Origin of the sequence: Vibrio hyugaensis (assembly GCF_002906655.1) — a bacterium.
GTDB lineage: Bacteria > Pseudomonadota > Gammaproteobacteria > Enterobacterales > Vibrionaceae > Vibrio > Vibrio hyugaensis.
In genome coordinates this window covers 3,201,523-3,227,765 of sequence record NZ_CP025794.1, presented here as the reverse complement: position 1 = coordinate 3,227,765, position 26,243 = coordinate 3,201,523, and the positions used below count along the sequence as shown (strand labels likewise).

Sequence of the window (26,243 nt, the reverse complement as noted above, 5' to 3'; positions counted from 1 at the left end):
AAAAAGGGGCGTCTCTGTGCGAGATGCCCCTTTTTATTAGGTTTCATTTCGCTATAATCCCCGCCACTGTTCCCCTACATGAAAGTAAAGTAGAACGATGACTAGAAAACACATCTACATCGCTTACACCGGTGGCACCATCGGTATGCAAAAATCCGATCACGGCTACGTCCCTGTCGCTGGCTTTATGGAAAAACAACTCGCCAGCATGCCCGAGTTTCACCGTCCAGAAATGCCGGAATACACTATCCACGAATACGAGCCACTGATCGACTCTTCGGATATGACTCCTGCTGACTGGCAACAAATCGCTGACGATATCCGTGACAACTACGATAAATACGATGGATTTGTGATTTTGCATGGTACCGACACCATGGCGTACACCGCTTCTGCATTGTCTTTCATGTTGGAGAACCTAGGTAAACCTGTCATCGTGACCGGCTCACAAATTCCTCTGGCAGAACTACGCTCAGACGGCCAAGCAAACCTACTGAATGCTCTGCATATTGCGGCAAACTACCCTATCAACGAAGTAACATTGTTCTTCAACAATCAGTTGATGCGCGGTAACCGCAGCACAAAGTCTCATGCTGATGGCTTTAACGCGTTTACATCGCCAAACTTACCACCTCTGTTGGAGGCAGGTATAAATATCCAAATCAGTAACAATGTTGCAGTAGGCACAAAGCCAGAGGGTGACTTCAAAGTACACAACATCACGCCACAACCTATCGGAGTGATCACCATGTACCCTGGCATTTCACACGAAGTAATCCGCAATACACTTCGTCAACCAGTCAATGCGATGATCTTGCTGACATTTGGTGTGGGCAATGCCCCGCAAAATCCTGAGTTACTTGGTCACCTAAAAGAAGCATCTGAGCGTGGCGTCATTGTCGTGAACTTAACGCAATGTTTGGCGGGTAAAGTTAACATGGGCGGCTACGCAACTGGTTGTGCACTAGCAGATTCTGGCGTAATCAGCGGTTTTGATATGACGCCAGAAGCAGCGCTAGCAAAACTGCACTACCTTCTAAGCCAGAACCTGTCTTATGAAGAGATCAAAACGAAGATGCAAGAAGTACTGCGTGGTGAAATGAGCCTGTAGTTCGGTAAACCTACTGTTCGTATCTTAAACAACAAAGCCCAATTCAAAATTGGGCTTTTCAATATTTACTGTTCTGCCGACTGCAAGGAGAGTAAGAATAAGGACTATCAGCTGTGATTCGGGTTTACTCGGACAATATCTTGCTCTTCTTCGTTGAACTGTTTCTTCAATTCTTGCTTCGATTTAAAACTGATTTCTCCACCAGCAGCCACGGTCATATGCTGCGCGTCAGTGTTGTGTTTTGATTGATACAACATCACAGCTTGCATACATGAGTCTCGCTGCTCTTTAGAAAGTGTTGTACCCTCAGGCCATCTTCCTGTTTCTACTGCGTAAACCAATCGATCATAGACTTCTGGCGTTATCGCATTTAATAATTGTTCTGCGTCCATAATGTACCTTCTTATTACATTCTATTCACAGAACATAACGGGTTAGTAAACAGAGTCAAGAATCCAAAAATGAATTGGTGTAACGGATCACAAGCAAAACCATGAAACGAACATACTGGCTACTAGCAAGCCTTGCCTCTTTGACTTTAACAGGCTGCTTTGAAGGCAACGTAACAACGGAAGAATTGTGCCAAAACAATCCCAAACTGCGTTGCGAGCAACTCAACATGGACGATGGACAGTGCCGGATTCCTAGAACGAATTTAGTCTGGCATCGATTTGAGTTACTCAAAAGCCCAACAGAAGCGAACCAAATCACCGAATACGCTTTGGTTGCTGAGTACAGGAAATGCCTTGAGCTTGCCTCTCAAATTACCCCTATCGATCAAAGCGCGTTAAAAAGAAAACGTTTCGATGCCTTAGTGCATAGCATTGACGAATTAGAACGTATCGTCGCGACACTAAAAGGTTCTGACGATCCTGCGACCCTATACTTTTTATGGTCTCAAACGGGAGACGATCAAGCGAGGCGTCAATTCTTGCAAATGGAAGGCTCCCCTCAACTTAACAATTCTGAGATGCAATATGCCTTAGCGACCTTCTATACCAATAGAGACCAGCAAAAAACGTTAACATTGCTTCATAATTCGCTTTCAATGTCTGACAAGAACAACCTCAATCCAGCCATCCTCAAGTCGCTCGCGAGCATCAATCAAGGGTTAGGTAACAAAGAGCAGGCCTATTTATGGGCGATGGTAGCCAAACGCTTTGATGTTCCGCTCGCCAATGAGCAACAATTAAAGCGTATGTTCAATTTTTCAAAGACAGAGAAATATGAACAACTAGACGATTTGGCTAAATCTATTTCGAAGTCGATAGAGAAAGGGAATTATTCGCCAAGGATGATCCCAAGCAATTTATAAAATAAAAAACTCCCATTCATATTGGGAGTTTTTTATTTGTCTCTCGGCTTATCTTGAGTGGACAATTACTATTTTATTAATTGAAAGGATGAAACATTCTTTCAACCATTATCCGGCTTATTGGTCAGATTTGTTGAAAATTAACGACACCGAGTTTACACAATAGCGTTCGCCTGTTGTTTGCGGCCCATCTTCAAAAACATGACCTAAATGACTGTCACAAGCGCCACATCGAATCTCTGTGCGAACCATTCCGTGACTCAGATCTTCTAAATAACGGACCGCGGTGTCATTAATTGGCGCATCAAAACTTGGCCAGCCACACCCTGAGTCGTACTTATTATCAGAGACAAATAGAGGGGCATCACAACAAGTACAGGCATAGACGCCTGTATCTTTATTGTGAAGCAGTTTACCGGAGAACGGAGCTTCTGTTCCTTGCTCGCGACAGACGCGAAACTCTTCCTCAGAGAGCTGCTCACGCCACTGTTCATCGGACTTCGTTACTTTTCTTCCGCTTTGTTCCACCAATTCCTGTTCCTTATTTCTTATTTTTGGCAATGACTTTTTTAGCAAAAAACTTGCTTCTCGTAACAGTTGTAGCACATACTTTCTCACCAGAACACCATGTGTAATTAATTTGATACGAGTACTTATCTCGGAAGTTATATTACGCCAACTGGGATGTAGAATAACCAGTTAAAAGTTTAAAAAACGAGCATTTGCGAAGAATTGTTAAAAAAAGCGTCGCTTTTTTTTGACTTTAAACAAGTTAAGTCCGATTATCTGTTGCAGATGTTTACTGGATTCTGTAATTTTACTACCAGTTATCTTTAATCAGAAATTAAGTTGTGGAGCAACTATAATGACTATCAAAGTAGGTATTAACGGTTTTGGCCGTATCGGTCGTTTCGTATTCCGTGCAGCGCAAGAGCGCAACGACATCGAAGTTGTAGGTATTAACGACCTTATCGACGTAGATTACATGGCATACATGCTTAAGTACGACTCAACTCACGGCCGTTTCAACGGTACTGTTGAAGTTGAAGGCGGTAACCTAATCGTTAACGGTAAAACTGTACGTGTAACTGCAGAGCGCAACCCTGAAGATCTAAAATGGGATGCTATCGACGTTGACGTAGTAGCTGAAGCAACTGGTCTTTTCCTAACTGACGAGACTGCACGTAAGCACATCACTGCTGGTGCGAAGAAAGTTGTTCTAACTGGTCCTTCTAAAGACGCAACTCCAATGTTCGTTATGGGCGTAAACGATTCAACTTACGCAGGTCAAGACATCGTTTCTAACGCTTCTTGTACTACTAACTGTCTAGCGCCTATCGCTAAAGTTCTTAACGACAAGTTCGGTATCGTATCTGGTCTTATGACTACAGTTCACGCTACTACAGCTACTCAAAAAACTGTAGACGGTCCTTCTGCTAAAGACTGGCGCGGTGGTCGTGGTGCTTCTCAGAACATCATCCCATCTTCAACTGGTGCTGCTAAAGCTGTAGGCGTTGTTCTTCCAGAACTAAACGGCAAACTAACTGGTATGGCTTTCCGCGTACCAACAGCTAACGTTTCTGTAGTTGACCTAACAGTTAACCTAGAGAAAGGCGCATCTTACGAAGCTATCTGTGCAGCAATGAAAGAAGCTTCTGAAGGCGAACTAAAAGGCGTTCTAGGCTACACTGAAGACCAAGTTGTTTCTCAAGACTTCATCGGTGAAGTTCAAACTTCAGTATTCGATGCTAAAGCTGGTATCGCTCTAACTGATAACTTCGTTAAAGTTGTATCTTGGTACGACAACGAAATCGGTTACTCAAACAAAGTTCTAGACCTAATCGCTCACATCTCTAAGTAATTATTACTTAGCTGAAAAGCAATTAGCGAAGCTTGTGTTTGAAACATAAGATTTGAATAAAAGGCGGCTCTAGAGTCGCCTTTTTTGTATCTGGAATTTGAGAGAATAAAGACTCGGAGTTGCACTCAATGTGCGAAGCGCGTCTAAAAAGCTCTCCCTCCCAGCGATAGGAAGCAACACATGGATTTAAAAACTCTCCCAGCTCTAACCGTGCTATCTGATAACGTCACTATCGTCGAAGTTGATCAGGTTAAAGTCGTTCGCGTTATTCATGAGAAAGCAACGGCAGGTATCGCGCTACACGGTGGTCATGTCGTGTCGTTCACACCAGCAGGCCAAGAAGACCTAATCTGGATGAGCGAGAAAGCAATCTTTGATGGCAAAGCGGCACTTCGTGGTGGTATTCCTGTTTGTTGGCCTTGGTTTGGCCGCATCGCAGCGCCAGCTCATGGTTTTGCGCGCACAGCAGAATGGGAACTAGTTGAACACCGTGAGAACGACAACGGTGTGATCGTCGAACTTGCTCTCTTCCCAACCGAAGAAACTCACGACATCTGGCCACATATGTTTGATGCTCGTCTTGTTGTTGAAATCAGCGACGAGCTAAAAGTGACATTGAAAGTCACGAACATTGATGATGCAGAGTGGATATTCTCAGGTGCACTGCACACGTATCTATACGTAGGCGACATCAAACAAGCACAAACAACGGGCATGGGCCCTGAATACATCGACAGTCTAAAAGCAGGCGAAGTCTGCCAGGGTGGCGAAGTTCTTCAGCTGACCGATACTATCGACCGTGTTTACACCCAACCAGAAGCGCAAATTTTGGTGAAAGACCCTGTGTTAGATCGCACATTGAGCGTTGAAAACCAAGGCCATAACTCAGCAGTGTTGTGGAATCCTTGGGCACAAGGCGCACAAGGCATGGGTGACATGGCGGACAATGGCTACGAAACCATGATGTGTGTGGAATCGACCGTTCATGCGCCGAGTATCGAGCAAGGCAAAACACTACAGCCAGGCGAGACACATGAACTTATCACTGTGATTTCAGCGCAGTAATCCAGTTTAAAGGCCGGTTCACCCGGCCTTTTTTTACATTTCCAAAGCACAACACACTTGCCACTCATGCCATACTAAGGACAACCTAAACGAGTTGAGATGATGGTGTAACGATGAAATACCGCATTTATTCAATATCGCTTCTTACGGGCTTATTGTTTGGCTGTGCCAACACTGAGGTCTCGTTACAAGCCGAAAAGAACGTCGCCGAATACAAGCAATTGTCTCCAACACGATATCAAGTCTATTGCCCCACCGGAATCTGCCGCTTCCAAGTTTCAGCGAACCAAAAAACGGCAGTAAGCATTGAGATGTTCTATGCCGAGAATAAACCGTTCAAGAAGATTGAGGGGTTGGCCTACGACAATCAAAATCAATATCCGACGTCGAATGTTTTTACTCTTCCCGTAGCGTCAGACAACGAGAGAATATCTGTACAAGTCATCGACTATTACAGATAACCCCACTCTGTTATCGTTCGGAATAACGAATAATCGACTCTCGATAAAGTGAAAGCACTCTATCGCTTTTCACACCGACACCAACGTATTGCGCGGAGAAAGTCCCCCACTCATCGTGCATGTATTTGCGTTGATCCGTTTTCTGAATCGTCATCCCTTCTGCAGGTCCATCTGTAACTACCCTGACGGCACCACTGCGCAAAGTAAACAGCTCAGGATCAATGACATACGCAATCGCGGAAGGATCATGAACATGGCAACCATCCATTCCAACCTTCTCGGAGTAAAACTTCAAATAGTAGCGACTCACATCCCAAATAAACTGCCCTACTTCTCCTGCATCTTTTCGAAGTTGGTCTAGGTATTGCCCCGTAAAGAAACTCTCTTCCGTAACATCTAAACCGATGATGACGACCGGCCACGAAGCCGTGAATACTTTGTCGGCAGCATGAGGGTCATCATGGATGTTTGCTTCCGCAAATGGCGTGACATTGCCTCGATGGTCGTTCTCACCAAAAGCACCGCCCATCACAACCACTTCTTTAACCAAGTTAACGATTTCCGGGTCTGCTTCCAAAGCAAGCGCAAGGTTAGTTAAAGGCCCCACGGCCACCAAGGTGATTTCTCCAGGCTCCGCTCTAACACTGTCAATGATGAACTGATAGGCAGGCGTATCAATGGCACTCACATCCAGTGCACTCGGCGCTTTCACATCACCAAAGCCAGCTTCACCATGCACGACAACTGTTGCTCCAACCGGCGCTTTTACTAAAGGCTTATCCGCGCCTTTCGCAACCACCGCTTTCATACCAAACTTCTGTTTTAGGTAAAGAGCGTTTTGCGTCGCGTTGTCTATCGTCGCATTACCATAAACGGTTGTAATAGCCATAAGGTCGATATCAGGATGCGCTTCCGCAAAAAGAATGGCCATCGCATCATCGATGCCAGGATCTGTGTCTAGGATGATTTTCTTTGTCATAACAGCTTCTATTAAACGCTTGGAAAGCCCCAACAATACCTATAAAAAACAAGGATAAACGTGACCAAAGCCGAAGGTATGAGCTTTCTTTTAGTCGCAGCTCCTTACTATTGCTTCAACCAAACAAATGAAACTTTCGCCCACTAGCATCCAATTCATTGGTGGCTCTACTCACTCAACCTTATTTGATCATTCCATTTCTGCAATAAAATCACCCAGTCAGCGGTCATTTGCTATCTAAGCTATTGGTTGCTCTTATTTTTTGACAATTAACTTAATAAATATCAAAAAAACTCGTCATATAAATCGCTAGCATGCCGATACAACATTTATAACATCTATCAATAATCAGGAAAGACACTACATGCTAGACAAATATCGGAATCAAAGTGTCGGTTTTCAGCTCAAGCTGGTCATCACACTGTGTCTGCTTATTGCATTTTCAAGCATTGCTGCGCTTGTTTATCAAAACGCTTCAAACGTACTTTTAGAAAACACGTTGAAAGAACATCAATCTAAAGTGGAATCGATGGCAAAAACCATTGCAGGCCAGTTCAATGCTTATCTGCACACGGCAGAAGTTTTGGAATCAACCTTCCGCAATGGTTATTTGGCGGGCGTCTATGTAGAGAGTTACAACGTCGACTTTCAAGGTCACCAAGTACCAAACATCACCCAATACAGCGAAAGCTTGATTGGTGACACTAAGTTAGTTGATAGCTTCACTCGTGACACTGGCGCTGTTGCAACCCTGTTTGCTCCAATGGGCAACGACTTCATTCGCGTCGCTACTTCACTAAAAGATCCTCAAGGTAAAAGAGCACTTGGCACTACATTGGGGCTTAACCACCCGGGTTACCAAAAGCTTAAGAACGGGCAACCTTACTATGCGCAAATCAAACTTTATGGTGAGCGCTACATCACCTACTACGCACCTTTAAAAGACGCAAATGGTAAGGTCAACGGTATCTCATTCATTGGTTTACCTGTTGAGCGCGCGACCCAAGATCTATTCAGCTCGCTACAAAGCGTAAAATGGGGCGAAACTGGTTACACCATCATTCTGGATAACGAAAAAGACAACCAAGGTCACTACCTTCTTCACCCAAAACACGAAGAGAGCGATCCACCGATTCAAGAAGTGTCTGACTACAACGGCAACAAACCTTTCTATCAGCTATTTAAGCAAAACAGTGGTTTGATTCGCTACCCATTTGAATACCAAGGCACCGTGGGTGAAAAGTACTTAGTTTACACTCAAGTACCAGGTTGGAATTGGAAACTCTTAGGTGGCACTTTCATCAATGAAGTCACCAAAGGCAGCCAAGCTTTGCTTCAACTGATTGCGACGATTTCTCTAATTGTGGCAGCGGCCACTTTTGTGGTGCTTACGCTTGTTCTTAACCGAACGTTAAATCCACTCACCATTTTGAATGGCTACATGAACCGTTTGGCAAAAGGTGAAGTGAGTATCGATATTCCTGCTTCAGGTAAAGCATCGAAAAACGAAATCATTAACTTGAACAACGGCGTTGCCAATATGGCGGGACAACTGAACGAGTTAGTTGGTCAAATTCGCGCGACCAGCGACCAAGTTGAAAGCAACTCGACCAGTGTTGTGGATGATGCAAACCGCAACCTAACGCAATCCGCTCTCCAGCAAGAGCAGGTAGAGCAAGTGGTGACTGCAATTGAGGAGATGGCTTCGTCTGCTCAATCTGTCGCTCAGCAAGTTGAGCAAATTGCCGAAAATGTTCGCTCTGCAAACACTGATAGCCAATCAGGTCTCGAAGTCGTTGAAGGCGTTTGTATTGATGTGGCTCAGCTAAACGACCAGATCGACCAATCGGCTGCGGCCATCGAACAAGTGAACCGTGATAGCGAAAGCATCCAAACCGTGACGAAAATGATTGATGAGATCGCAGAGCAAACCAACCTACTTGCGCTTAACGCGGCAATTGAGGCTGCGCGAGCGGGTGAACAAGGCCGTGGCTTTGCCGTAGTGGCAGACGAAGTTCGAACGCTTGCTCATCGTACTCAGACCTCAGTGAAAGATGTCGTAGAGATCATCGAGAAACTTAAAGGCTCCACCAGCAATGCCGTAAGCATGATGACGGAAAGCCAGCAGAACGCAAACAAGGTACTTGATAAGGCGCAGGAGGCAGGCACAGCGCTGGAAGCCATCGCAGGACAAGTTCAGTCCATTGCGTCTCAAGCCGATGCCATTGCTGCAACATCCGAAGAACAAGCGCAAGTTTCTCAAGAGATTGCCGCAAACGCGCACTCTATTAGCGAACTTAACCGCGAAAGCCGCGATACCAGCGCTAAAACATCGCAAAGCGCAACCGAGCTACAGCACCAAGCACAAAACTTGAAACAGCAAGTGGATTTCTTCCACTAACCCTCCAATAAAACCGATGAAAGAGCCGATAATTCGGCTCTTTTTTGTTTCGCTTGCAGCATCCCTTTTTGATAGAATTTGCCGCCCTACTTCCTGTCCAGAGATCGTCATGAACTATCAATGTCCTCTATGTCACCAACCTCTTGAGCTAACAGCAAAGACGTTTAAGTGTGAAAACAACCATCAGTTTGATTTAGCAAAAGAAGGCTACGTCAACTTGATGCCAGCGCACCACAAACGCTCAAAAGATCCAGGTGATAACAAAGAGATGATGCAAGCACGTCGTCGCTTTTTAGAAGGGAATCATTACGATCCGATGCGCCAAGAAGTCGCAAGCCTATGTGCCAAATACACAGAAGGCACAAGCCATCAATTGTTGGATATTGGTTGCGGCGAAGGCTACTACACAGACCAAGTTCAGCAGTCTCTGCACTCACAAAATGAAGACACGACGGTGTATGGTCTAGATATTTCTAAAGTCGCCATTCGTTTCGCGTCTAAGCGCTACCCAAATTGTGATTTCAGCGTGGCATCAAGCCATCGCTTGCCGTTTGCAGAACAATCTCTAGACGCGATCTTACGTATCTACGCTCCGTGTAAAGCAGAAGAGCTACAACGTGTGATTAAAGACAATGGTGTTGTTATTACTGTGACGCCAGCAGGTCGCCACCTATACCAATTCCGCGAGCGTATCTACCAAGAAGTGCGCTTGCATAATGAAGAGCCAGAAAACATTGAAGGCTTCGAGTTAGAGCATCAACAAAAGCTTAACTACACCATGGATTTAAAAGATGGGGTTGCATTCGATTTGCTCCAAATGACACCATTTGCATGGAAAGCCACTGACGAACTTCGTGAAGAACTAAAGTCATCTACACTTTTCCAATGTGAGGCTGACTTTATGCTACGCGTTTACCGTAAAAAAACTGAACAATCTGACAATGAATAACAGAATATAACGCTAATTATTCTCATTATCATTGATTCATTTATCAGCCTCCATTAATATCATTCGGACATTTTTGGAGGCTTTTCAATGCGCTTTTCTACCCTAAGTCTGGTATTTGCCGGCTTGCTTACAGGTTGTGCTTCTAACGCACCAACCACCACAGACGTCACTTCTTCCGACGTAACGAGTTTTTACGATTACCAACTGCACGCACCTTCTGGTGAGGCCATTGCCGTTAATCTTCTTACGCCAGAGCTGCAACAAGCCGATGTAATTTTGATTGGCGAATGGCACACGCACGCAGGTATTCACCGTTTCCAGACTGACATGCTGAAACAGCTTTCTTCTGCTAGCCGTCCTCTTGCTCTTTCAATGGAACAAGTCACTCGCGACAAACAAGCCGTTCTTGATGCTTACCTTAAAGGTGAAATTGGCGAACAATACTTTATGAAACAAAGCAACTCATGGCCAAATTACGAAAGTGATTACCGTCCATTGGTTGAGTTCGCTAAGCAAGCAGATATCCCTGTTATTGCAGCAAACGCACCAAAGAACATTGTGCGTTGCATCGGTCGCCAAGGCGCAGATTACCTAGAGAAACTAGACAGTGATGAGCGTGCTTTTGTCGCGGCCGATGTAAACACAGGGGATAGCCCTTATAAAGAAAAGTTCATGGCGTCTATGCACCACGGCAAGCCAGAACAAACTGAGAAGCAGTTTGCCGCTCAAGTCACTTGGGATGAAACCATGGCAGAGTCAATCGTCAAATACCTAGAGCAACACCCAGGCACTCAAGTGGTTCACGTGGCAGGTAAGTTCCACACTGAAGGTGGTTTGGGAACGGCGGCTTCTATTTTGAACAGAAACCCAGATTTAAACGTCGTTGTGATTACACCAACTGCGGAAGTCACTTCTGACGGCTCGGATTACCAATTAGAAGTCCTTGCGCCACCTGTGCGTTATGTACAAGACGCAAACCGCATGGCCGCGTACAAGCATCTAGCTAAGCGCAACAGCGATCTTCAATGTAAGTAATCGGAAAAATCCGACCACGACTTAAGATAAATAGGTCTGCTTTTTGCTAGCTATTCTAGATATACATAGAAAGCGGCAAAAACAGACCTATTTTTGTATTTGATTGATTCAAGAAATAGCCTTTGCCGTCGATATAGGGATAACTGCTTTTTACCAGCACTCATGAAGGAGTGTCGTTGTTCGAAGGGGTAACAGATGAATCCAGTAGGAAGCAATTCAGTCAACCGTCAATCGGTTTATAGCAATGCAGCACAGCAAAATAACCGAGACCAAGCGAAAGTGGCTGAACAAAGTGCCAATGCCGCACCATTAAAGGTCGACCAAAATACAGTCACGCTGTCCTCTGAAGGGAAAGCCTTACTCGTCGCATTACAACAGATTGATCACGAGAGCAAAAAGGTGGAAGCCGAAAATAAGACCGTTGGTGACAAAATCGAATCTTTCGCTCATGGCGCACTCGGGATGGATCACCCAGATACGATTGAAGAAGAGGATGATGGCTCATACTCTGCTGGTCAATATTTGTCTGCGGCATTGACCGTTGGTGGTATTATTCTCGCTCTTGTTTAAAATATCGCCTTAAATTATTGGTTAAAAAAGAGTTTTTTCCGTTACGACAACCATCCTCATTTGAACACTGTTTTTACCCAAGTCCATAATGGATAACTATTCATTAACGGACGATGAACTGTGAAAAATGCATTTTCTCTCATAGACAAACCTACCTTCTTTGGCGCTATCGCGCTGTTACTTTCTATTGTCTTTCCATTAATTATGTTCCCGACTGAGGGCGCAGAATGGATTGCGATCGCAAAAACCTTCATGACGGATAAATTGGGGTTCTTGTACCTTGCCCTTGGTCTTGCGGCCTTTATTTTCATGATTTACGTTGTCTTCAGTGACATGGGACAAATCAAACTTGGTGATCCTGACGAGAAACCAGAATTTACCACCGCGTCATGGGCGGCGATGCTGTTCTGTGGCGGTATCGGTGCCAGCATTCTTTACTGGGGCTGTATCGAATGGGCATATTACTACCAATCACCACCTTTTCAACTAGAACCAGGCAGTGAAGAAGCGGTGCGTTGGGCGGCGACCTATGGCCTCTTCCACTGGGGCCCAATCGCATGGTCTATCTACCTTATCCCTGCCCTACCAATTGCGTACTTCTTCTACGTACGTAAACAACCCGTTTTGAAAGTATCCAGTGCATTGATGCCAGTGCTTGGCGAAGAACGTAGTAAAGGCGCTGCCGGTAAAATCGTTGATGTACTGTTTATCTTCGGCCTGCTTGGCGGTGCAGCAACGAGCTTAGGTTTAGCCGCTCCGTTGATCGGCGAAGGTCTGCATTATCTTTTCGGTATGCCTAAAAACACATATAGCCAAGTGTTAGTACTGCTGATCTGTACGGCCATTTTTGCTTACTCTTCTTACGCAGGTATGGAGAAAGGCATTAAAGTTTTAAGCAACATTAACTTCTGGGGAGCGATGGGCTTACTGGCCTTCATCTTAGCGGTTGGACCAACCATCTTCATGCTGGAAACGGGCTTAGACTCGATTGGCCGAATGCTGTCTAATTTCTTTGTGATGGCAACATGGGCTGAACCGTTCGGCGGATACGGTACGTTCGACAACACCCACTTCCCACAGGATTGGACCATTTTCTACTGGGCATGGTGGCTAGTGTTCGCGCCAAGTATGGGTCTGTTTGTGGCGCGTATCTCGCGCGGTCGCACTATCAAACAAATGGTATCTGGCTCGATTTTCTTTGGTTCTCTAGGCTGCTTCTTATTCTTTATGATTCTAGGTAACTACGGCTTGTCACTACAGTTATCAGGAGAACTAGACGTTGTTGCTATCCTAAATGCAGAAGGCGCAACCGCGGCGATCTTCTCGATGTTAGGTGCACTGCCAATGAGTACGTTAGTCATCGCCGTGTTTACTGTGCTTTGTATTATTTTCACTGCCACGACCTTTGACTCGATTTCCTACATTCTTGCGTCTGTTGTACAAAACAACGTCACGGAAGAGCCAATGCGTTGGAACCGAATGTTCTGGGCATTCACCTTATCCTTCCTTCCAACGGTTCTGATGTTTATGGGTGGGTTAAGCACACTACAGACCGCGGCTATCGTGGGTGGTTTACCTTTGTTGGGTATCTCAATCATGCTGATGGTCTCTGCGGTGCGTGCAACCACGCTGGATATTCGTCATCAAGAAGATTACATCGAGCCAACCATCAACATTGAAGAGCTACCAGAATTTGATCCGTGGTCAACAGAAGGCATGGCAATGGCGAAGTTTGAGCGTGCGCGTGATGCAGCTCAAGATGCGGCAGAAGAAGAACGTGAAGCGTTAGCCGAGCTCATGAAACTACGTAAACGAATTCGCGCTTTTGCTCTGGAGCACAGCGACGACAATGATTTTGCTGATCATCACTTACCTCAGGAGATGCAGGATGAGTTGCAGACCCTATTGGATAATGTAATGAAAGCAAAAGAGAGAAAACTCGAGCTATCTGATGCGGCCCAGCAATCAAGAGTCGAGTTTAATCAAATCGTGGCCCAAAGCCCTGCTTACGCGGTGTAGCTTTAGCTCATGACTTTCCACTCCTAAACCTAATTCAAGCCCACTTCTGTGGGCTTTCTTATTTCTGCCCTAGTAAAAAGAAATGAAGTACACATGAACCTTTTGTGACGGTAGCAATTTTGTCATAAATCCTTGTTTTAATTTGCACGCTTTTATAAATAAGGAATATACAATGAAGCACTTATTGACCCCAATTGTGACCGCAGTAGCGGCATCCACGCTCTCTTTCAATGCGCTATCAGCAGAAATCAAAAACGTTATCCTAATGATTGGTGATGGCATGGGTCCTCAGCAAGTTGGCTTGTTAGAGACTTACGCGAATCACGCACCAAACTCGATTTACAAAGGCGAAACGACCGCCATTTACAAGCTCGCACAAGAAGGCGTTATTGGTTCATCCTTGACCAACCCTGAGGATGCGATTGTCGTCGATTCTGCTTGCTCTGCCACAATGCTCGCTACTGGCACCCCGACGGCATCAGAAGTGATCGGTATTGATAGCCAAGGTAATCACGTGGAAACCATTCTGGAAAAAGCCAAAGCAAAGGGCAAAGCAACGGGCTTGGTGTCGGATACGCGAATGACACACGCCACACCAGCGGCTTTTGCTTCTCATCAACCGCATCGTTCTCTCGAAAACAGTATCGCGGTTGATATGCTAGAGACGGGAGTCGATGTTCTACTGTCTGGCGGTTTACGCCACTGGATTCCTAAATCAACCAACGAGAAAGGCGACACATACAAACAACTTGAGAAGCTGACCCAAGGTGACGTTTACCTAAAATCGAAACGCAAAGACGAGCGTAACTTACTGACAGAAGCACAGCAGCAAGGTTACAGTTTGGCGTTTAACCGCGATATGCTTGAAGCCTCCAAAGGCGATAAGCTACTGGGTTTATTTGCCTATTCAGGCATGGACGATGGCATCGCTTACAGCAAAAGTAAAAATGATCCAAAACGCACGCAACCGTCACTTGAAGAAATGACCGTAAAAGCGCTCGATATCCTATCTAAGGATAAAGATGGCTTCTTCTTAATGGTCGAAGGAGGTCAAATCGACTGGGCGGGTCACAGCAATGACGCCGGAACCATGTTGCACGAGCTGATTAAGTTTGATGAAGCAGTGAACTCTGTATACGAATGGGCAAAAGGCCGTGAAGACACGTTGGTGATAGTCACTGCCGATCATGAAACCGGTTCATTTGGCTTCAGTTATTCTTCCGCTGATTTACCCAAACCACAAAAGCGCAATGGTGAGGCTTTTACGAATCGCGATTATGCTCCCAACTTTAACTTTGGCAAGTTCGATATTCTTGATGGACTTTATAATCAAAAACAAAGCTACTACGGCATGATCAGCGAGTTTCAAAAGCTTGATAAAACAAAACAAACACCAGCCAAGTTGGCCGAAATCGTAAACGCAAATAGTGACTTTTCTATCACACCAGAACAGGCAGAGCGCGTCTTAGCAAGTAAACCAAACTCTTATCGCTTAGCAAGCCACAAATATTTAAGTGAAGAAAACGTCCCAGCAATTAACGATTTTGATGCGTTTTTTCCTTACAACGATAGAGGTAACCTACTCGCTCGCGAACAAGGGACGAAACAGAATACAGTCTGGGGAACTGGCACACACACGCACACCCCTGTAAACGTATTTGCTTGGGGGCCTGCTGGCACGATTTTGCCTATCTCCAAGATCATGCATCACTCTGAGCTAGGTCAATACCTCATCAAGCAAATTAACTAACTCGTCAACGCATAACCACACTCACGCCACTTTCGTGGTGATACTCAAACGCTCTCTTCTGGGAGCGTTTTTTTTGTGATAGAAACGGTTGACGGCTTACTCCCTCCCTTCAATAATTGCGGCTCTTTTATAAAAACGAATAACCTTATGTGCGAAATATTTGCTAAACAACCACAAGAAAACTATCAGTTTGTTACCCGCTCCATCCGCATTGATGGCCATGCCACCAGCGTAAAGTTGGAATCGAGTTTTTGGTTGATTCTAGAAGAAATTGCCTCTGCCCAAGACATGACCGTACCTAAGTTCATCACGACCGTTTACCAAGAAGCGTTAGAACACAACGGGGAGGTCAATAACTTCGCCTCTCTGCTTCGCTGCGCCTGCCTTACCTACGCCAGACAACCACAAGCGACGCTAGCTCAAGCACTGAGTGAGCAAAACTAACCACTCACATTATTGTCGTACCTGAGTACTACCAAACTCGCGCTAAAACTGACTAGTCTAGGCGCAGTATTAAGGAGTACTCATGACAAAAATGATTCATACCATGATCCGCGTAAGCGATCTGGAGCGTTCTCTTAAGTTTTATCGCGACGCACTTGAGCTAGAAATCAAAGACCAATACGTATTCGACGGCTTTTCTCTTACCTACTTAGCAAACCCTGAAACGGGATTCGAGTTAGAACTCACTCACAATCACGACCAAAGTGAGCCATACACACATGGTACGGCTTACGGGCACCTTGCGGTAAGCGTAGAAGACATTGCGGCGACTTATCGACGCTTAAACTCGCTGGATATCGAAGCGAGCGACATCAAAGTCTTTGACCATCAGGAAAAACACTTAGCGACATTTTTCTTCATTACCGACCCAGATGGCTACAAGATCGAATTCTTGCAGCGCCAAGGTCGCTATCTCTGATAGTAAGTTCTGTCCTAACAGAAACTGCCACTATCCCCTTTAATAAAAACAAAGAAGCAAACACAACTATGATTCATTTAACTGCTGCATTTCACGCAAAACCTGACTGCGTATCTCAACTAAAACAAGCATTAGAAGCGATGCTAGAGCCGACTCGAAATGAGACGGGCTGCGTGCGTTATCACTTGTTCCAAGACAAAAATGACCCAAGCCAATTCTTATTCCAAGAGCAGTTTGCAGACCAAGCCGCGTTTGACGAACACTGCAAAACAACGCATTTCCAGACTCTACTGAGTGAGATTGATGGTTTACTTGCCAGTGAGCCAAAAATCACGTTCTTGGATGAGCTGTAATCTTTACTGCTAAACCGATAAAAAAGGCGCTCTAATTGAGCGCCTTTTTGTTGATTTTGGATTCAAGTAAAAGAAATTTATGCTTCTTTCTTTTCCACCATGTGCAAATGCACATCTTGTTGTGGGAATGGAATCGAAATGCCTTCACGGTCGAAGCGCAGTTTCACTTCTCGGGTTACATCCCAGTAAACATCCCAGTAGTCATCCGTTTTAACCCAAGGACGAACAATGAAGTCAACTGAAGAAGTGTTCAGTGTATGAAGCTTGATCATTGGCTCTGGAGAACGAAGTACTGAAGGGTGAGACGTCACGATATCTGCCAATACTTCTTCTGCTTTTAACACGTCATCTGAGTAACCAATACCAAAGACCATATCGACACGACGAATACGCTCGTGTGTCACGTTCTTAATCACATCACCCCATATCTTGCTGTTTGGCACGATGATGATTTGGTTATCGAAAGTACGGATTGTGGTATTCACCAAGCTCATGTGGCTTACTTTACCGTCTACACCACCTGCGTAAACGAAATCACCCACATCAAACGGACGGTAGATAAGTAGCATCATACCCGCGGCGAAGTTTGATAGCGTATCTTGCAATGCAAAACCGATGATCACACCGGCAATACCGAAACCGGTTAGGATTGGCGCGAGGTTAAGACCAATTTGAGAAAGGCCCACCATGATACCGATGATCCAAACCGCTTTGCCTGACATCGAGATAAAGAAATCTTGCATCAAGTGTGACAGTTTGAGGTTTTTCGACGCAACCGTCTTACTCACCACTTTACGCGTCACCTTGGCCAGTGCACGGGCAATCAATAAGATAAGAGCAAACACGAACAGCTGGAAGATATGCTGTGGTGCGTTTTCAGCAAACCAATCCACCATTGAGTTTGACCAATGGCTCAGGATAGACAGAATCACTTTGGTGTTCAGCAAATCATGCGTGATGCTGCCAGTTACCTCAAAGATCTGACGTTTGTATTCAGACGTTTCTAGGCCGACTTTATCACCGATGGTGATCAGATTACGTAGGCTCTCTGTCGCGATGTTAAGTCTTTGCTTCAGAATCAGTTGGCTTAACTGTAGAGACGCTTTTTCTGACTCTGGGCTAGAAGAAATTTGCGAGCCGATGATTTCGCTTTGTTGGTTCAAGTATTCAATCGACGCAGACAGCAAACGCATGCGCTTATCGACGTTGTCTTTGAATGCCGCTTCTGCATCTTCATCTTGCACATCTAGCGTTTTCAGCCAGTTAAGGTTTTGCCAGCTTGATTCATAGCTAACGTCTAAGTATTGCTGCAGTTCACGATACTCATTCACTAACGACAGTTTATCGGCATCTTTTGCTTTGTTGATTTCTTCATTCAAAACTTTGATTTTGTCATCAAGATAAACAATCGCGCCTTCTGAATATTTTTCTTGAGTTTGAACTAGCTGAATCAGTTTCTCATGTGAGATCGACTTGTTATTAACAGCCGTAGCTAGACGGCTTCTAAGTTCTTCATTCTTTTGGAAAAGCTGTAGCTGAAGCGCATCACGCTCATCACCACTTGCCAGCTTTAAGGTTTCAGACAAATCAAGAATATCTGTATTTATGTTCTCTATAGCTTGAGCTGCTGGAGAGATGGTTGGCACTTCATTATTTTCTGTCGCATGAACAATGAAAGAACTCATTGTCAGTGCAAACACCGTCAATAATGCAGTTAATGGAGCAAAACGCACTTTAAGGGGGGATAGTAACGTCATTATTACCTCGTAAGAGACAAATCCCGATCGGAACGATCAAGAACAGGAATATAAAGCTTTGAAATTATATGTCCTAAGTTTACAACACGAAATAAAAAACACTCACTAATAATAAATGAGCACCTAAGTTCATATTAACTTACTATGGCAACTCAGGTTATACACCATACAGTGTACTTTTCTAATATTTGCTTTACCGAGCACAAAACAAGATAAAACAACATGAAATAAGCAACTACACACCCATTAAACCTGAAGTTCTATAAAATCCTGCTATGTTTATTTGGCTGCTGCGATTGCCATTTACGCCCATCTAAATGGTAATAAATAAAACAAATTCAATAAGATAAAGGATTTCATATGGCTCTTCATAAAAAATCGACTGTCCGTGGATCAATCTTAGATGATGTTTATTCATCTAAAGATCTCTCTGTTGTTATGCCAAAGTATCGAATTCCTGAGCAAGAGCACGCGCCCGATCATGCATACCAAGTTGTACATGATGAACTCATGCTAGATGGAAATTCACGTCAGAACCTCGCGACATTCTGCCAAACATGGGTTGAGGACGAAGTACACAAGCTAATGGACGAATGTATCGACAAGAACATGATCGATAAGGATGAATATCCACAAACGGCGGAAATCGAATCTCGATGTGTACATATGCTTGCAGACCTCTGGCATGCTCCAGACGCTGAAAATCCAATGGGGTGTTCAACAACAGGCTCTAGTGAAGCAGCAATGCTCGGTGGTATGGCACTCAAATGGACTTGGCGCGAAAAAATGAAGAAGCAAGGCAAACCAACTGATCGCCCGAATCTTATCTGTGGCCCAGTTCAAGTTTGTTGGCATAAGTTTGCGCGTTATTGGGACATTGAACTTCGTGAAATTCCGATGCAAGGTGATCGCCTTATCATGACGCCAGAAGAAGTGATTAAACGTTGTGATGAAAACACCATTGGTGTCGTTCCAACTCTTGGGGTGACTTTTACATGCCAGTACGAACCTGTGAAAGCCGTGCATGAGGCTCTAGATCGACTCCAAGCGGAGACGGGGTTGGACATCCCAATCCATGTCGACGGCGCGAGTGGTGCCTTTCTTGCCCCATTCTGCGATCCAGATTTAGTGTGGGATTTCCGTTTACCAAGAGTAAAGTCCATCAATGCCTCTGGACATAAGTTTGGCCTTTCCCCACTTGGCGTTGGTTGGGTCGTTTGGCGCGATGCCGATGCTCTCCACGAAGACTTGATTTTCAACGTCAACTATCTCGGTGGCAACATGCCCACCTTTGCACTCAATTTCTCTCGCCCTGGTGGTCAAATCGTTGCTCAATATTATAACTTCTTGCGTCTTGGCAAAGAGGGCTATCGTAAGATCCACGATGCTTGTTATGACACAGCTCGTTACCTTGCCAAAGAAGTCGAAAAGATGGGTATGTTCCACATCATCTACGATGGACATGGTGGTATCCCTGCACTGAGTTGGTCAATAAAAGACGGCGCAAACCCAGGCTTCAATCTCTACGATCTTTCTGATCGCATTCGATCTCGTGGCTGGCAAATCGCGGCTTATGCTATGCCTGCCGAACGCGAAGATCTAGTGATCATGCGTATTTTAGTTCGACATGGATTTAGCCGAGACATGGCGGATCTTTTGATTTCCGATTTACAACACTGCGTGGACTTCTTCGACAAGCATCCTGTCGTCAACGGTAGCAACGCTGATGAGTCGAGTAACTTTAACCACGGCTAATTGTCCCCTTCCACTTAAAGTAAGGAACTCTCATGGTTCCTTGCTCTTATATCAACAAATTCACAGGTGACACTATGTCCTTTCTATTTAGTTACTTGTCAGAAAACCCGTTCGTTTTTCTCTTTCTATCTCTCGCTATTGGGTACCCGCTTGGTCGACTCACATTCAAAGGAGTGAGCCTAGGAACAACAGCTGGCACTTTAGTTGTTGGTGTTGCTTTAGCTCTTACCTCCTTTTCGGTTTATGGGCTAAAAATTGAAGAGCCGGGTCTGGTCTCAGATATCTTCTTAATGATGTTCATGTACGCGATTGGGATGAAAGTGGGGCCACAATTTTTCTCCGGCCTTGCCAGAGGAGGGATCGACTTCGTCGTCATTGGTTTGATTGTCGTGTTCAGCAATTTTGCGATTGTTGTCATCGGCGCCAAGCTAATGGGTCTTGAGCCCGGCTACGCCGCTGGCATCATTTCTGGCAGTTACACAGTGACCGCAGTAATGGGCGTAGCGCAGTCAGCAATTAGCTCAGGCGCATTTACACCACCTGAAGGGATGAGCATTGATCACGTCAGTGCCAATATTGCGGCGGGCTACGCGATAAGTTATGTCCTTTCGACCGTCCTCATCATCTTGTTCATTAAGTACCTCCCTTCTCTCTTTGGTATTGACCCCGTCAAAGCAGGTAAAGAGGCAGAGGCGGAATTCTCCACAGGGGACGATAATGAAAAACTCCCAAGCACCTTTGGGTTTTCAGATGTGGGTGTCCTACCGATTGATGTTCGTGCCTATAAAGTCACACACCAAGAGTTAGTTGGCCGTTCAGTGCAAGAGTTGTATCAGAAGTTCCCTGATGCGGCCGTGCTTAAAGTGGTTCGAGGTGAGCAAGTCATTGATGCTTCTGATAACCCAACGCTTGAGTTAAATGACGTTATTGGCATTCGCGGAGAATATCGCGTCTTGATTGCGGAAGGTGAAGCCGATATCGGCAATGAAGTCGATGAGCCACGCGCAAGAAATGTCGACATTGAAGTGGCTGATATTCACGTTGGTAAATCTGAGCATGCAGGGAAAACCATGGCACAATTGCATGCAGAAGTCGGCTTTGGTGTCTACTTCAAAGCAATTTTCAGGCAAGGCCACCAGCAACCTTTATTGCCACAAACTAAGGTCGAAGTGGGCGATGTTGTGCGTATTGCAGGCTCCCAATGGTGCGTAGAGCAAACCGCATCCAAACTCAATAGTGTTCCGATTGTAGAGAGCACGGTCACCGAAACCTTCTACCTCGCCCTCTCCCTTCTTATTGGCTATGTCTTTGGACATTTGAGTGTCACCGTTGCAGGTATCCCTTTTGCCCTAGGCACATCGGCGGGTTGCATGTTAACCGGGATCGTTTTCTCATTCCTACGAACTCGTAACCCAAGCTTTGGCGGCCCCATGAGTGAAGGGGCAAGAAGCTTTCTACAAGACATCGGTCTAAACCTGTTTGTTGCTGTATTAGCCGCAACGGTCGGCCCCAAAATATTGGCATCTTTCCAAGGCATCATTGTCATCAAGATAGCGTTACTGGGTGTGACTGCAGCACTCGTACCACCTCTGCTAGCTTGGTTATACGGATTGTACTTCCGCAAGATGAACCCTGCGATTTTAGCGGGAGCCTGTGCCGGAGGGAGAAATAGTACCCCAGCAATGAAAGGGGCCCAAGATGCAAGCCACAGTGATATGCCGGCTATTGGCTACCCCGTGCCATACGCATTAACTTCAGTTTTAGTCCTGATATTAGGTTACATCGCAATGGTCATCAGTTAGTTAAATCTGCGCTTTTGGGTGAATGGTCTATGATTGAAACGTAACCATGAATGCGTAACGACACGTACCTAACACAATAATGAGTAAGGAGAAATTATGGGGTTTATATCTTGGATTATTCTTGGTCTAATCGCAGGAGCATTGGCTAAGTGGCTGATGCCTGGTAACGATGGCGGCGGCTGGATAGCCACTATGGTGCTAGGTATCGTAGGCGCTTTCGTTGGCGGTTTTTTAGGAAGCTTTGTCGGCCTAGGCGGTGCAGACGGCGTAAACATCGGCAGTATCGTCACTGCGACTTTAGGTGCTTTCGTTATATTGTTTGTCTATAACCGTTTCTTAAAAGGTTAGGCTCTTTTGCCTCACCCAAAAACAAACAAGCCTTTCATAATGAAAGGCTTGTATAAATTCGGTGATTAACGATTTGGGTGATTCAAAATATGGTCTTCCCAGTCCACCACATCGATCTCATACACCACTTTGTTTCGTACACTTTCTCCTGCTGCATGCATTGCAGACTTCGATCCAGTGATCAATGGGTGCCACTCAGGCAGTGGTTGGTTCTCTGCCAACAAACGGTACGCGCAGGTATGTGGTAACCATGTGAAGTCATCAATATCTTCGCGCGTTAGCTTGGTGCACTCTTCGCCTGAAGTAAAACGGTTCGGGTAGTCTTTGCACGAACAAGTTTTGCTGTTCAGCCAACTACACGCAACGTTGGTGTAGTAAATTTCATCCGTATCTTCATCCATTAGCTTGTGTAGACAACATTTGCCACACCCATCACAGAGAGATTCCCATTCTTCTTCTGTCATGTTCTCTAACGATTTACTTTGCCAAAATGGAGTGCTCATACGCTTACTACTTATTTCTCGAATGGGAATGAATTGGGTGCGTTTTATACCCCTCTGGCAGCAAAAGTTCAAGTTTTGCCGAATTCCGCATCGTAATACGAACTATTATCAACATCTCTTTTATCCTACTCCACCAGTGGAAACTCCCCCTCATTGATATTTTTACTAATACCGATTCCTATCCTATGGTTTTAGCTCATGGTATGAATAAGGAATCGATATTATGAAGCTCGCAATGATCACAATTATCTCTCTTGTTTCATTTGGGGCGGTGGCAAGCAGCGATGCTGAACTCTGTCAGCAATACGGAAAGGATCTGGCGTCTAATGTTCAAGAAGGTCAAGCAACGTTCCTAACGGAAATGTCCTCTCGCACCGAGGCTGGAACCTGGGGTTTAAGCATGCAAGAGTGCAACCGTTATATCCAACAGGCTAAACGCGACCAGAATTTTGAAGTCGCTGCTTTACTTAATGATGAGTAAAAAGGACTTAATGACGAGTAGAAAGGGCTAACTTTGTTGGTGTGAATTCACGCACGCCTCTTCCAATCTGACGAGAAATGTCCATAATGCCCCCTTCATTTTTACGAGGGCTTTTAGATGGATTGCCGATTAGGTTGTGGGGCGTGTTGTATCTCACCAAGTATCTCTTCTCCGATTCCGGGCATGCCAAAAGGCAAACCTGCCGGAGAGCGTTGCATTCAATTAAATGACGACAACTTATGTAAGCTTTTCGGAATGCCTGAACGCCCAAAAGTTTGCCACGACTTCAAACCTTGCCCAGTTGTGTGTGGCAAAACGAATCAAGAAGCGATAAATAACATCACCGAACTTGAACAACTGACCTAGTCGTTGCTACCTAATTCTCTTAAGTAAAGGTAAATAGTATCACGTGAAATACCGAGATGATTTGCCACCATCAATACCGCATCTTTGTATTTAAAAATCCCCAAACCTTGTAAACGTGTGACCAGTTCACGGTTGCGTTTTGAAGGGGAAATCGCCTCGTTCGCCCACACTTCTGCTTGTACGGTCTCAATGGTACTGATGATGGTTTCATCGATGTTACGAGCGAAGGTTTCTGGTGAACGTGCGCCCGCACAGCAGTCATTTTGCTGAGTTGGCATAATCGATCTCAAAAAATCCTGCATCGGTACATCCATGTCGACGTTGATACACAATAACCCAATAGGTTTGTTCTTTGGATTACGGACAATGGTCGTAATGGAATGCAAGGTTTTACCGCTTACGGTTTTCGTCACATACGAATCTGAAACGTCGTTGCCTTCAAGCAGCTTCATTCTTGCTAAGTTGGTAATCGGAGCACCTTCTCCACGTTCAGTTACATGGCCATTGGCAATTTTGATGATTTCCGGCGCTTCTGCATCAAGACTGTGAAGAACGACCTCGGTATGCTTGCCGTACATGCGCGCGATGCCATCGACGACGTTCTTCATTGAATTCAAAATATCTAAATCACTTTTGGTGAGTTTTTTAAGCTGCAATGTTACTTCCCTTAGCAAAAACTTGAGGCTAGGCGGACATGATATCGATAATAGATTTATCAGTATATGGCATTCCAAGTCGAACCATTGAGCCTACGTTTCTTATTGTTTGTTCGACTTCATCGCCTACTATACCTTGATTCTTCACACTGTGGTTACCCATCGCCATCAAATATGAGCGCACTGCCGTCGTTGATGAGGTGCAAACTTTCATTGCACAAGATGACTTCGCACCATCACACACCATGCCTGAACTGTCACTAATGACGTTTTGAATTGCGGAGCAAGATTGCTCAAACGAGCCACCTGATAAATACACTAGTGCCATGGATGCGGCTGCACTAGTGACAGTGTTACCACAGAATGCAGATAAAGGTGGGTAGTATGACTTAATGTAGATCGCCCCCAAGTGACTCATGATTAGTGCGCGAGCGAGTTGTTCTTCGTTACTTTGAAACGCTTCTGCGGCGATAACAACCGGAATCGTCGCGGCAATACCTTGGTTACCGCTGCCAAAGTTACTCATCGCTGGCAGCGTCGCACCGCCCATTCGAGCATCGGATGCTGCAGAGGTCATCATTTGGATTCGACTCATCAGATCATTACCCAATAAACCTTGTTCGATATTGCCTTTTAAGGTTCGACCGATTTCTAATCCATAGCCTCGGTCGATACCCTCTTGCGCTAATGAACTGTTGAGCTCCGCAGCTTGTAGGATAAATTTGATATCATCAAATGGCGCTTGAAGTGCAAAGTCATAAATTTGCTTGATGGAGATATCAACCCCTTCGCAAACCGAACCGGTTGCAACACGCTGCTGTGGCGGAGCATCAAAGGTCACTTCACCATTGCGGGTAATCTGAATAATGTTGGTATGTCCACCACTGATCGTAACAGACACGGTATCTTGCCCTGCCGTCATCATGACGCTACAGAAGATAAATTCTTGTGTATCAATACGAGCAACACTGACTCGCTCTTCATCAATAAGTTGCTGGGCAGCAGTGACATCGTCGTAATTAATCTTAGCTAATACTTCGAGCTCCGCATTAGGGTCACCCGCCAAGGCACCAACAGACGCGGCAATCTTGAGGCCAATTTTCCCCGTTCCAGGAACAAAAACACCCATGGAATTTTTGAATAGGTTGTCCGACACGCGTACTTCTATCATCTCCGGAGTTTGGTTTCCTAGTTCACGCTGTGCAACTGCTGCCGCATATGCAGCAGCAATGGGTTCGGTACATCCAAGTGCAGGTTTCACCACTTGCTTAATAATTTGGATATATTGGTTCCATTGCTGTTTCATACTTTTTTCTCCAAGTTACTTCTTACTAGCAATCGCTTCAACTTCAATCAAAACACCGAGCGGAAGATCTTTTACCGCGAAGCAGCTACGTGCAGGACAATCTTTCTGGAAAAACTCTGCATAGACTTTGTTAAACTCCGCAAAGTCACTGATGTTTGCTAAATAGCATGTCGTTTTCAGAACCGTGTCTAGACTCCCGTGGCCAGCCTCCAGAACATGCTTTAAGTTTGTCAAAGATTGATGACTTTGAGCCGTAATACCGCCCTCAACAACTTTACCTGTCGAACTGTCAACGGGCAGTTGGCCCGAAGTAAAAATCAAATCCCCGTAAGTCGTACCGTGTGAATATGGACCAATTGCGGCTGGTGCGTGCTCTGAAGCGATCAATTCTTTCATGTTAATCCTCACATAATCTTTAGTTTTAATCAGAAAACTCAACTTGAGATTTCGTTTCAAAGCTATTCTTTCAACAAAATAT

The 26,243-nt window shown here is 45.1% G+C and carries 27 protein-coding genes; 19 read left to right on the top strand and 8 right to left on the bottom strand.

The window, feature by feature from the left end; translation table 11 throughout:
• Positions 1-97 precede the first annotated feature (97 nt).
• Positions 98-1,111: an asparaginase gene (ansA, locus tag C1S74_RS15905; protein ID WP_038871249.1), complete on the top strand. Its 1,014-nt coding sequence runs from the start codon at positions 98-100 to the stop codon at positions 1,109-1,111.
• Between the two features lie 107 nt (positions 1,112-1,218).
• Here ansA and C1S74_RS15900 read toward each other — a convergent pair whose 3' ends face one another.
• On the bottom strand, positions 1,219-1,503 hold the full coding sequence (locus C1S74_RS15900; RefSeq protein WP_038871251.1) for a YeaC family protein: 285 nt from the start codon (positions 1,501-1,503) through the stop codon (positions 1,219-1,221).
• A 101-nt stretch (positions 1,504-1,604) separates the two neighbouring features.
• On the opposite strand from C1S74_RS15900, the gene C1S74_RS15895 reads away from it, so the two are divergent.
• Positions 1,605-2,426 carry a DUF2989 domain-containing protein gene (locus C1S74_RS15895; RefSeq protein ID WP_045397949.1) on the top strand — a complete coding sequence of 274 codons (822 nt, stop codon included), beginning with the start codon at positions 1,605-1,607 and terminating at the stop codon, positions 2,424-2,426.
• Between the two features lie 117 nt (positions 2,427-2,543).
• On the opposite strand, the gene msrB is transcribed toward C1S74_RS15895, so the two are convergent.
• Positions 2,544-2,957: a peptide-methionine (R)-S-oxide reductase MsrB gene (msrB, locus tag C1S74_RS15890; RefSeq protein ID WP_082038998.1), complete on the bottom strand. Its 414-nt coding sequence runs from the start codon at positions 2,955-2,957 to the stop codon at positions 2,544-2,546.
• Positions 2,958-3,291: 334 nt separating this feature from the next.
• Between msrB and gap the strand changes: the two genes are divergently transcribed.
• The 3 genes from gap to C1S74_RS15875 all read left to right on the top strand — a co-directional run bounded on the left by gap (position 3,292) and on the right by C1S74_RS15875 (position 5,813).
• Complete coding sequence (gene gap / locus C1S74_RS15885) at positions 3,292-4,287, top strand: type I glyceraldehyde-3-phosphate dehydrogenase (protein WP_038871258.1); 996 nt, start codon at positions 3,292-3,294, stop codon at positions 4,285-4,287.
• A 180-nt stretch (positions 4,288-4,467) separates the two neighbouring features.
• On the top strand, positions 4,468-5,352 hold the full coding sequence (locus C1S74_RS15880) for a D-hexose-6-phosphate mutarotase (RefSeq protein ID WP_045397944.1): 885 nt from the start codon (positions 4,468-4,470) through the stop codon (positions 5,350-5,352).
• Positions 5,353-5,465: 113 nt separating this feature from the next.
• Positions 5,466-5,813, top strand: a complete 348-nt coding sequence (locus tag C1S74_RS15875) for a hypothetical protein (RefSeq protein WP_045397941.1) — start codon at positions 5,466-5,468, stop codon at positions 5,811-5,813.
• A gap of 10 nt (positions 5,814-5,823) precedes the next feature.
• Here the strand turns inward: C1S74_RS15875 and C1S74_RS15870 are convergent, their stop codons facing one another.
• Entirely contained in the window at positions 5,824-6,792 is a 969-nt protein-coding gene (locus C1S74_RS15870) for a nucleoside hydrolase (protein WP_045397938.1), read from the bottom strand.
• Positions 6,793-7,156: 364 nt separating this feature from the next.
• Between C1S74_RS15870 and C1S74_RS15865 the strand changes: the two genes are divergently transcribed.
• From C1S74_RS15865 to C1S74_RS15825, 9 genes are all read left to right on the top strand, one after another.
• Positions 7,157-9,193, top strand: coding sequence for a methyl-accepting chemotaxis protein (locus tag C1S74_RS15865; RefSeq protein WP_045397935.1), 2,037 nt, complete (start codon positions 7,157-7,159; stop codon positions 9,191-9,193).
• Positions 9,194-9,302: 109 nt separating this feature from the next.
• Positions 9,303-10,142 (top strand): 23S rRNA (guanine(745)-N(1))-methyltransferase, encoded by an 840-nt coding sequence (rlmA, locus tag C1S74_RS15860; RefSeq protein ID WP_045397933.1) that lies wholly within the window; start codon positions 9,303-9,305, stop codon positions 10,140-10,142.
• 87 nt (positions 10,143-10,229) lie between these two features.
• Positions 10,230-11,177 (top strand): ChaN family lipoprotein, encoded by a 948-nt coding sequence (locus tag C1S74_RS15855; RefSeq protein WP_045397931.1) that lies wholly within the window; start codon positions 10,230-10,232, stop codon positions 11,175-11,177.
• 195 nt (positions 11,178-11,372) lie between these two features.
• Entirely contained in the window at positions 11,373-11,747 is a 375-nt protein-coding gene (locus C1S74_RS15850) for a hypothetical protein (protein ID WP_045397928.1), read from the top strand.
• A gap of 120 nt (positions 11,748-11,867) precedes the next feature.
• Positions 11,868-13,766, top strand: coding sequence for a BCCT family transporter (locus C1S74_RS15845; RefSeq protein ID WP_045397926.1), 1,899 nt, complete (start codon positions 11,868-11,870; stop codon positions 13,764-13,766).
• 172 nt (positions 13,767-13,938) lie between these two features.
• Complete coding sequence (locus tag C1S74_RS15840; protein WP_045397924.1) at positions 13,939-15,516, top strand: alkaline phosphatase; 1,578 nt, start codon at positions 13,939-13,941, stop codon at positions 15,514-15,516.
• Positions 15,517-15,663: 147 nt separating this feature from the next.
• Positions 15,664-15,960, top strand: coding sequence for a ribbon-helix-helix domain-containing protein (locus C1S74_RS15835; protein WP_045397922.1), 297 nt, complete (start codon positions 15,664-15,666; stop codon positions 15,958-15,960).
• Between the two features lie 82 nt (positions 15,961-16,042).
• On the top strand, positions 16,043-16,438 hold the full coding sequence (locus C1S74_RS15830; RefSeq protein WP_038871282.1) for a VOC family protein: 396 nt from the start codon (positions 16,043-16,045) through the stop codon (positions 16,436-16,438).
• Positions 16,439-16,506: 68 nt separating this feature from the next.
• Positions 16,507-16,791 (top strand): putative quinol monooxygenase, encoded by a 285-nt coding sequence (locus C1S74_RS15825; RefSeq protein ID WP_020195700.1) that lies wholly within the window; start codon positions 16,507-16,509, stop codon positions 16,789-16,791.
• A gap of 77 nt (positions 16,792-16,868) precedes the next feature.
• Here the strand turns inward: C1S74_RS15825 and C1S74_RS15820 are convergent, their stop codons facing one another.
• Positions 16,869-18,548, bottom strand: a complete 1,680-nt coding sequence (locus tag C1S74_RS15820) for a mechanosensitive ion channel family protein (RefSeq protein WP_045397919.1) — start codon at positions 18,546-18,548, stop codon at positions 16,869-16,871.
• A 360-nt stretch (positions 18,549-18,908) separates the two neighbouring features.
• On the opposite strand from C1S74_RS15820, the gene gad reads away from it, so the two are divergent.
• The 3 genes from gad (at position 18,909) to C1S74_RS15805 (ending at position 22,453) form a co-directional block, all read left to right on the top strand.
• Entirely contained in the window at positions 18,909-20,303 is a 1,395-nt protein-coding gene (gene gad / locus C1S74_RS15815; protein ID WP_045397914.1) for a glutamate decarboxylase, read from the top strand.
• A gap of 74 nt (positions 20,304-20,377) precedes the next feature.
• The gene (locus C1S74_RS15810) at positions 20,378-22,105 is read left to right on the top strand and encodes an aspartate:alanine exchanger family transporter (protein ID WP_045398008.1); all 1,728 of its coding nucleotides are present in this window, start codon (positions 20,378-20,380) and stop codon (positions 22,103-22,105) included.
• Between the two features lie 96 nt (positions 22,106-22,201).
• Complete coding sequence (locus tag C1S74_RS15805; RefSeq protein WP_045397911.1) at positions 22,202-22,453, top strand: GlsB/YeaQ/YmgE family stress response membrane protein; 252 nt, start codon at positions 22,202-22,204, stop codon at positions 22,451-22,453.
• 65 nt (positions 22,454-22,518) lie between these two features.
• Here C1S74_RS15805 and C1S74_RS15800 read toward each other — a convergent pair whose 3' ends face one another.
• Entirely contained in the window at positions 22,519-22,956 is a 438-nt protein-coding gene (locus tag C1S74_RS15800) for a YcgN family cysteine cluster protein (RefSeq protein WP_045397909.1), read from the bottom strand.
• A gap of 223 nt (positions 22,957-23,179) precedes the next feature.
• Between C1S74_RS15800 and C1S74_RS15795 the strand changes: the two genes are divergently transcribed.
• A complete protein-coding gene (locus C1S74_RS15795; RefSeq protein WP_045397907.1) occupies positions 23,180-23,437 on the top strand; it encodes a hypothetical protein in 258 nt (85 codons plus the stop codon).
• Between the two features lie 117 nt (positions 23,438-23,554).
• Positions 23,555-23,803, top strand: a complete 249-nt coding sequence (locus tag C1S74_RS15790; RefSeq protein ID WP_038871300.1) for a YkgJ family cysteine cluster protein — start codon at positions 23,555-23,557, stop codon at positions 23,801-23,803.
• Here the strand turns inward: C1S74_RS15790 and C1S74_RS15785 are convergent.
• From C1S74_RS15785 to C1S74_RS15775, 3 genes are read right to left on the bottom strand one after another with little or no spacing between them, the layout of a single operon-like run.
• A complete protein-coding gene (locus C1S74_RS15785; RefSeq protein WP_045397906.1) occupies positions 23,800-24,459 on the bottom strand; it encodes a helix-turn-helix transcriptional regulator in 660 nt (219 codons plus the stop codon). The genes C1S74_RS15790 and C1S74_RS15785 overlap by 4 nt on opposite strands.
• Positions 24,460-24,487: 28 nt before the next feature.
• On the bottom strand, positions 24,488-25,765 hold the full coding sequence (locus C1S74_RS15780; protein WP_045397905.1) for an L-cysteine desulfidase family protein: 1,278 nt from the start codon (positions 25,763-25,765) through the stop codon (positions 24,488-24,490).
• A gap of 15 nt (positions 25,766-25,780) precedes the next feature.
• Positions 25,781-26,161, bottom strand: a complete 381-nt coding sequence (locus C1S74_RS15775) for a RidA family protein (RefSeq protein WP_045397902.1) — start codon at positions 26,159-26,161, stop codon at positions 25,781-25,783.
• Positions 26,162-26,243: the final 82 nt, after the last annotated feature.